5 protein-coding genes and 2 pseudogenes are annotated in these 6,593 nt (G+C 49.4%); 4 read left to right on the top strand and 3 right to left on the bottom strand.

What is annotated here, in order from left to right; all coding sequences use genetic code 11:
• Positions 1–62: 62 nt before the first annotated feature.
• A complete protein-coding gene (locus FCN80_RS25210) occupies positions 63–1,748 on the bottom strand; it encodes a methyl-accepting chemotaxis protein (protein ID WP_170975521.1) in 1,686 nt (561 codons plus the stop codon).
• 484 nt (positions 1,749–2,232) lie between these two features.
• Between FCN80_RS25210 and FCN80_RS25205 the strand changes: the two genes are divergently transcribed.
• The 3 genes and pseudogenes from FCN80_RS25205 to FCN80_RS25195 form a co-directional block, all read left to right on the top strand.
• On the top strand, positions 2,233–2,865 hold the full coding sequence (locus FCN80_RS25205) for a TetR/AcrR family transcriptional regulator (RefSeq protein WP_136993055.1): 633 nt from the start codon (positions 2,233–2,235) through the stop codon (positions 2,863–2,865).
• Positions 2,866–2,988: 123 nt separating this feature from the next.
• Positions 2,989–3,165 (top strand): twin-arginine translocation signal domain-containing protein, encoded by a 177-nt coding sequence (locus FCN80_RS27550; RefSeq protein WP_136993054.1) that lies wholly within the window; start codon positions 2,989–2,991, stop codon positions 3,163–3,165.
• Between the two features lie 69 nt (positions 3,166–3,234).
• Positions 3,235–3,495 (top strand): annotated as a pseudogene (locus FCN80_RS25195) (transposase); the annotation flags it as partial.
• Positions 3,496–3,573: 78 nt separating this feature from the next.
• Here FCN80_RS25195 and istB read toward each other — a convergent pair.
• Both istB and istA read right to left on the bottom strand, forming a co-directional pair.
• Complete coding sequence (gene istB, locus FCN80_RS25190) at positions 3,574–4,329, bottom strand: IS21-like element ISEc10 family helper ATPase IstB (protein ID WP_136993053.1); 756 nt, start codon at positions 4,327–4,329, stop codon at positions 3,574–3,576.
• Positions 4,326–5,825, bottom strand: coding sequence for an IS21 family transposase (istA, locus tag FCN80_RS25185; RefSeq protein WP_136993052.1), 1,500 nt, complete (start codon positions 5,823–5,825; stop codon positions 4,326–4,328). Before istA ends, istB begins: the two co-directional genes overlap by 4 nt.
• A 94-nt stretch (positions 5,826–5,919) precedes the next feature.
• On the opposite strand from istA, the pseudogene FCN80_RS25180 reads away from it, so the two are divergent.
• Positions 5,920–6,513, top strand: a pseudogene (locus FCN80_RS25180) (DDE-type integrase/transposase/recombinase); the annotation flags it as partial.
• Positions 6,514–6,593 lie beyond the last annotated feature (80 nt).

The following is a 6,593-nucleotide window of genomic DNA, read 5'->3' as shown; positions in this document are numbered from 1 at the left end:
TCCATAAATTAACCTGTTTCTGATGTTGGATTGAACATATCAAAATCAGGCAATTACACAATTTAATTTACAGGCTCCTCCCAATCCTTCGAACTATCGTCATGAGCTGAAGAAGGCAGGGCTTTCTTCGCAGAGGAAACAGCCGGTACTGAACGCTTAGTGTAGTTACCAATACCTTCCACTTTGAAAATCGCTACTGCATCACGCAATCCCTGAACCTGATGGCTCATAGACTGGGCCGCTGCCGAAACTTCTTCCACCAGTGAGGCGTTCTGTTGAGTGATGCTGTCCATTTCGGTTACTGCAATACCAATCTGGCTAATCCCTCGGCTCTGTTCTTCAGAAGCTGAAACTATCTCACTGACAAAATCAGTCACTTTAGTAACAGACTGCACAATTTCTTTAATGGTCTCGCCTGCTTCGCTCACCTGACGTGAACCGGTATCAACCCGACCAACAGCATCATCAATCAGGGTTTTGATTTCCTTGGCTGAGGCAGCAGACCGCTGTGCTAATGCGCGAACTTCACTGGCAACTACAGCAAACCCCCTGCCTTGTTCACCGGCACGGGCAGCTTCCACCGCCGCATTCAGCGCCAGAATGTTAGTCTGGAACGCTATACCTTCAATGGTTGTAATAATTTCTGCCATGCGAGCGGAGCTTTCAGAAATCCCACGCATTGTCTCAACCACATCGCCTACCGACGTACCACCGCGTTTGGCGATTTGAGACGCAGCCACAGCCATATTGGCAACCTGCCGCGCATTCTCAGTATTTTGCTCAACAGTACTGCTCAACTCTTCCATACTGGCAGCAGTCTGAACCAGTGAAGCCGCCTGTTCTTCGGTACGCTGTGATAAGTCTGCATTACCCACAGCAATTTCACCGGATGCACCATTAATTTCTTCAATACCGTTGCGTACCTGAGAAACCATTGATGTTAACGCCACTTGCATATCACGTAGCGACATAAACATACGGCCTATCTCATCATGGCTCACCACTTCAACACGGCCTGTCAGGTCATGTTGTGCAATTTGGTCCAAAGCTTTACCGGCTACCGTTAAAGGCACCAACACTTTACTGCGGATAAACAGCCATGCAGCTATCGCGATCAGAAGGCCAATAGCAATCAGCAAGGAGTTAACCACAGCATTACGTTGTACGGAAGCGTCATTATCTGCCAGCGCTTGCGCTATCAGTTGGTTTTGCTCTTCAATAAATGCTGTACTCAACTTGTTATAGTCGGTCAGTGATTCAACTAATTTATCTCGCAATGCACCGATGGTGAACGCTGCATTATTGCCGCGCTCCATCTCTGAGTAAATCTGCCGCGCGGTCTCGGTATATAAATTAAGGGCAGCAGCAAGTTTGGTTATTTTGACCTGGGTTTCTTCAGTATCGCTTTTGCTGGTTTCAATCAACCGGGCGACCAGTTTGTCCACCCGAGCACTGGCTGCTCTGGCATCATCCAGCGAAGCGAGGTCTGCCGGTTGTACCGGTTGATTCAGTTGTTTGAGCAATGCATTGACATAGGCCAGTGTCTGGCGTTGCAACCCAACCCATACCTCACCATGGATCTGGAATAGCACCCCTTGCTCATCAACCGCTTTTTGTTTGAGGTATGCATAGTTTTGCCCGGCATTTTGTACATCGCGTAGCCCTTTGATTCCCATAAATGCAATGATGGCAACAAAGACAAAGACGACAGTAGTCATGGTGGTCTTTATCGAGAGGTGCTTCAACATGTAAGTACTCCTGGAAATTGCTCAAAAACTGAACAAGCATGCCTTTGGGAGTGATTAACCCAATGGGCAAACCAATAAATCACCTGATTCTCAGCTATCAGCCATTGAACAGGCACAACAGGGGTTCCAGCTAAGGCCCTGGCCCTGCTATTGACCGTAATGCCCTCAAGTGAAGGTCATCGCTCAGGCGTTCAACTCCAGGCCTGAGGCACTAACCTTTATCACTCTCGGTTCATGCATCATTCTCATTGCTGTGTGCTCATGAATCTTTACCAACTCGCTTTCGCAGTTCTGGTAGTTTGATTTATCGGCATTGCGTGGTGAAACTATAGGTACTTGTTTGTTTTTTGTTGATCTGTGTTAGGTTTTTGTTTAAAAACCTATTTACCCCAAAGCACCTCCAAAAGTGCGTTGAAACCCATCGTTTGAAGTGGGTTATCCATCAATGCTATTCTTGAAATCATTCCATGATGATTAACGTATTATGAAGATAAAAAATATGCGCGGCAGGCCCTCCACACCTGAAAGTGATGTCAAAAATAAGGTACTGGAAACCTCTTTTAGCATCTGCATAAATAAAGATTTCTCATCCATATCTATTGATGAAATAGCCAGGAATGCCGGGTTGGCTAAAAAAACCATATACAAGTATTTTAAAAATAAAGATGCCATTATTGAGCAGATGATTGAGAAATGGACATCGACAAAAACACTTACTGCACCATCACTCCCTCAACACAAAGAGGAAGTTATAGATAAATTACTCTGCTTTTTTATGGAGTTATCAGCACACGCATTATCTCTTGAGTCCGTTGCTATTTTTCGTTTTTTACAAAGTGACGCACATAAAAAAAACGAGTACCTTAAACTTTACCGAGAAAATGGTATTAACAATGCAAGTGAAGTGCTCAATGAGTGGCTTAATCAGGTAAAACTACTTGGGTTTATCAATCCATTATGGCCTGATAATTCTGCAAGTTATTTTCAGGCTCTGCTAATTACACCACATTTAAGAGATATAACACTTGGCCTTAAACCTCCTGTACCCGAGTACGATCTTCTGCCTGAGTTAAAAAAGACGTTACTCGCCTTTCAAAATATCTTACTGAATAAATAGAAATATCTATTACTACAAACTTACCTTTTACAACAATTAAGTCCGCCATCGACAGTCGTTATCCAGTAACATCAATTTGGAAACCGTATTCGTTTCTTAATTGATAGCCGGAGACAATTCTCTATGACAAACCGCAGAGACTTCTTACGAACCGCAACAGTTGCCGCTGTTGTAGCAGGTAGCGGAATGCTGACTGGCCGTAGTTCACTGGCCAATGCAGCGGAAACTACCCCCAAGCCAGCAGGGCTGAATAACAAACCCCAAAAGATAATTGCTCTGGAAGAGCATTTCATGCTGTAGTCCCCCCTGAATTTAGTCTTACCGCTTAATGGAGTTCTCTGGTTAAAATACAGCCAACGGAGGCCCATCATGAAGAAAGCGCGTTTCACTGAAACTCAGATCCTGCGGGTTTTGAAAGAAGTTGAAGGTGGCCGGCATGTGAAGGATGTTTGTCGAGAAAACGGTGTGTCAGAAGCCAGCTATTATAACTGGAAAGCCAAATACGGCGGCATGGAGTCCTCTGATATCAAACGGATGAAAGAACTTGAAGAGGAAAATCGCCGGTTAAAGCAGATGTACGCGTCCCTGAGTCTGGATCATGAAATTCTTAAGGATGTTGTCTCAAAAAAACTTTAACGGTGCCTATTAGACGTCAACTAGTTTTGCCGACTGGCGCCAACTATGCTGGCCGCATCCTTTAGTGCAGTGTTAAGCCGCGCTGGTTACTGCCTTCGACGTCTTTTTCCTATAACTTTCTCCTTTCAGTTCGAACATATATCCGTGATGGATCAGCCGGTCTGCTGCCGCCACCGCCATCGTCTCATCCACGAAGATGCTGCCCCAGGTGCTGAACGGATGGTTACTGGTGATCACCAGGCTACCGCGTTCGTAGCGATGCGCTATTAACTCGAACAGCACGCCCGTTTCAGCGTTGTCGCGTTTGACATAACCAAGGTCATCCACCACGATCACCCGGTAGCGATCCAGTTTCAGTAACAGCTCATTCAGTTTCAACTGAGCTCTGGTTTTAAGCAGCTCCTGCAGCAACTCTCCGGCGCTGTAGAACCGGGCTCGGTAGCCCTGGGCTACAACGCCATCCACGATCGCTGCCGCCAGATGGCTTTTCCCCAGCCCGCTGGCGCCGAACAGCAGGACGTTTTCACCCGCATCAACCCAGTCTGTCGTTTCGCAGAGCTGCCGGAACTGAGCGCCATTCAGTTCCGGCACCTGGCTGAAGTCGTACTCGCTCAGCGTTTTGGCCACCGGCAACCGCGCCTCCTTTTTATAGCGGCGCAGTTTTTCGCTCTCGCGCCACAGTAGCTCTTCATTGCATAACGTCAGCAGATAACGCGACGGGGTCCAGCCTTCCGCCAGCGCGCGTTTTTCCAGGGCATGCCATTCCGCGCCAACACGTGTCAGACGCAGTTTACGCAGGCTGCGTTCAAGGTGGTGGATATTGCTCATTGCAGACCCCCCTTGCCACGCAGTAGTTGCTCATAACTGCTCAGGTTGTGCTGCACCACACTGACCGGCGGCAACTCCTTTTCCTTTATCCCCAGGAAGCGCATCAGCCTGTGCAAATCCACGTCTCCCGGGGTGTTCAGCATCTGCTCCATGCCTCTGGCCACGACTGAGATATCATCATATCCTGCCGCAAGTTTCAGGGCGTGCACCATCAGCCTCCCCGCCATGTCGGGCTCCAGATGGTTACACAGGCGACGCCACAGCCTCCGCCATTCATCGTCCGGCAGGATGTCATTTCGCAGTGTGGCATGACAGAACGCGCCGGGCTTTTTCGCCAGACTGTCGATGACATGCCGGAAGTCGATACGCCGGGCCCGCGTTTTCCCTTTTTCAGGCCTGACCCGGGGGCAGCTCATGACTTCGTTGCTGCCCACGTAACAACTCAGGCGATCATCCCATAAGCGGACACGTAACAGCTGGCCAACAAGCCGGGAAGGCACGCTGTAGACGACGTGCCTCACGTTGATGGTACTGCTGCTACTGACCCTCACCGTCAGCTCGTCGTAGTCTGCACTGCGACGAAGCGGCAGCGGCTTCAGATGAGGACGCTCTTCCTTAACCAGATCCTGATTGTTGCGGTTGTGCCGCATGACCTGCTGAGTGATGAAGGTCTGGTATTCTTCCAGGGTGCTGAAGTCGTTACTGCCCCGCAGTATCAGTGCCTGACGGATACGCCTTTTAAGATGGCCGTGGGCGCTTTCAACCGAACCATTTTCGTGGCCCCGCCCGGCATTGTTGTGCACACCCTGCATGCCATAGTGCCGGCAGAGAGCAGCATAACGCTCCGTCAGTTCGCGGCGTCCGTCTTCACCCTGTTGTTTCCACGCAGCCCGCAGGCTGTCCGTTTTGTGCTCTACTGGTACGCCGCCCAGTTGTCCGAGCGCTTCCTGCAGGCCTTCAGCCAGGGCAGAGAAGCTCTCACCACCCAGCACGACCCGCATCCAGCTCCAGTGGCTCCATTCCAGACGGAAGTGATACAGCTTATGCGCCAATAACTTACCGGCGATGGTGACAACTACCCCTTTCAGTTCGGTAAAGTCCGAGAGGCCACGCAGGCCAGGTTGATGTCGCTGGCGGAACATCACCTCCTCCTCAGCACCATACTGTAGTTTCCATTCGCGGACCCGCCGTTGCATTGTCCTGCGGAGACTGTTGGGGTACTGACCGGGATATTTATCCTGCAGCATTTCCAGCAGAGTCGTCGGCATCAGAGCGGGTCTCTCCTTCAGCAGGGGAACAAGCATGCTGTCCCATACGGCTTCAAGAGGATCTTTGCGCGTCCGCCAGTGACGTGCACCGGCTTTTGACCACTGATCTTTTTCGATCCGGCGGCCGGAGCGGACAGAGATACCGGCTTTCATGGCCGATATATGCTGGGTTACACCTTTCTTACGCTGAGTCATGTAGTAACTGACCTGAGAAGTATTGAGCGTCACACCATTTCCTGTTGGATCATGTACATGACACTCAGATTACAAAACCGGCCAGAATAATCAGCACCAGGCGGACTGAGTTATTGTCGTCTCATAGGTGCCTGAAAAACGCGAGCTGGTTCATTACGTCATGACGGAACATCAGACCAGCGAACGACGCGGGTGCCGGATTATCGGTATCAGTCGAAGCCTGTTGCATTATTGCCCGAACACGGCGCGGGATATGCCGGTGATTGAGGCATTACAGAAACTGGCACAGCAGTATCCGGCATATGGCTTTGGCCTTATGTTCAATAAGCTACGTCAGGCCGGGTTGCAGTGGAATGCAAAACGTGTTTACCGGATCTACCGTTTGTTAAAGCTCAACCTCAGGCGGAAGGGAAAAAAACGCTTACCCAACAGACATCCACAGCCTCTGGCGATTCCACTGAAAATGAACCACTGCTGGTCGGTTGATTTTATGAGTGATGCACTGACAGATGGCCGGCGATTCAGGTTGTTCAACGTAGTCGATGATTTTAATCGGGAAGCGCTGGCAATAGAAGTTGATTTGAATATACCTGCCCATCGTGTTGTGCGAATTCTGGAACGGTTAAGTACAGAAAGAGGCTACCCGGCTTTTATACGAAGTGATAACGGGCCAGAACTCACGGCCGCAGTGCTGGCTGAGTGGGCGGAACGTCATGGTGTGATACGAGCCTGTAAATTAAATTGTGTAATTGCCTGATTTTGATATGTTCAATCCAACATCAGAAACAGGTTAATTTATGG

The organism is Martelella alba (assembly GCF_005217455.1).
Lineage (GTDB): Bacteria > Pseudomonadota > Gammaproteobacteria > Enterobacterales > Enterobacteriaceae > Acerihabitans.
Note: the sequence above shows the minus strand (reverse complement) of the source record. Positions and strands in the feature narration are given on the sequence as shown.

Excerpts from the sequence above, each read along its gene's own strand:
- FCN80_RS25210 (WP_170975521.1), bottom strand. The coding sequence starts at position 1,748 with ATGTTGAAGCACCTCTCGATAAAGACCACCATGACTACTGTCGTCTTT.
- FCN80_RS25205 (WP_136993055.1), top strand. The coding sequence starts at position 2,233 with ATGAAGATAAAAAATATGCGCGGCAGGCCCTCCACACCTGAAAGTGAT.
- FCN80_RS27550 (WP_136993054.1), top strand. The coding sequence starts at position 2,989 with ATGACAAACCGCAGAGACTTCTTACGAACCGCAACAGTTGCCGCTGTT.
- istB (WP_136993053.1), bottom strand. The coding sequence starts at position 4,329 with ATGAGCAATATCCACCACCTTGAACGCAGCCTGCGTAAACTGCGTCTG.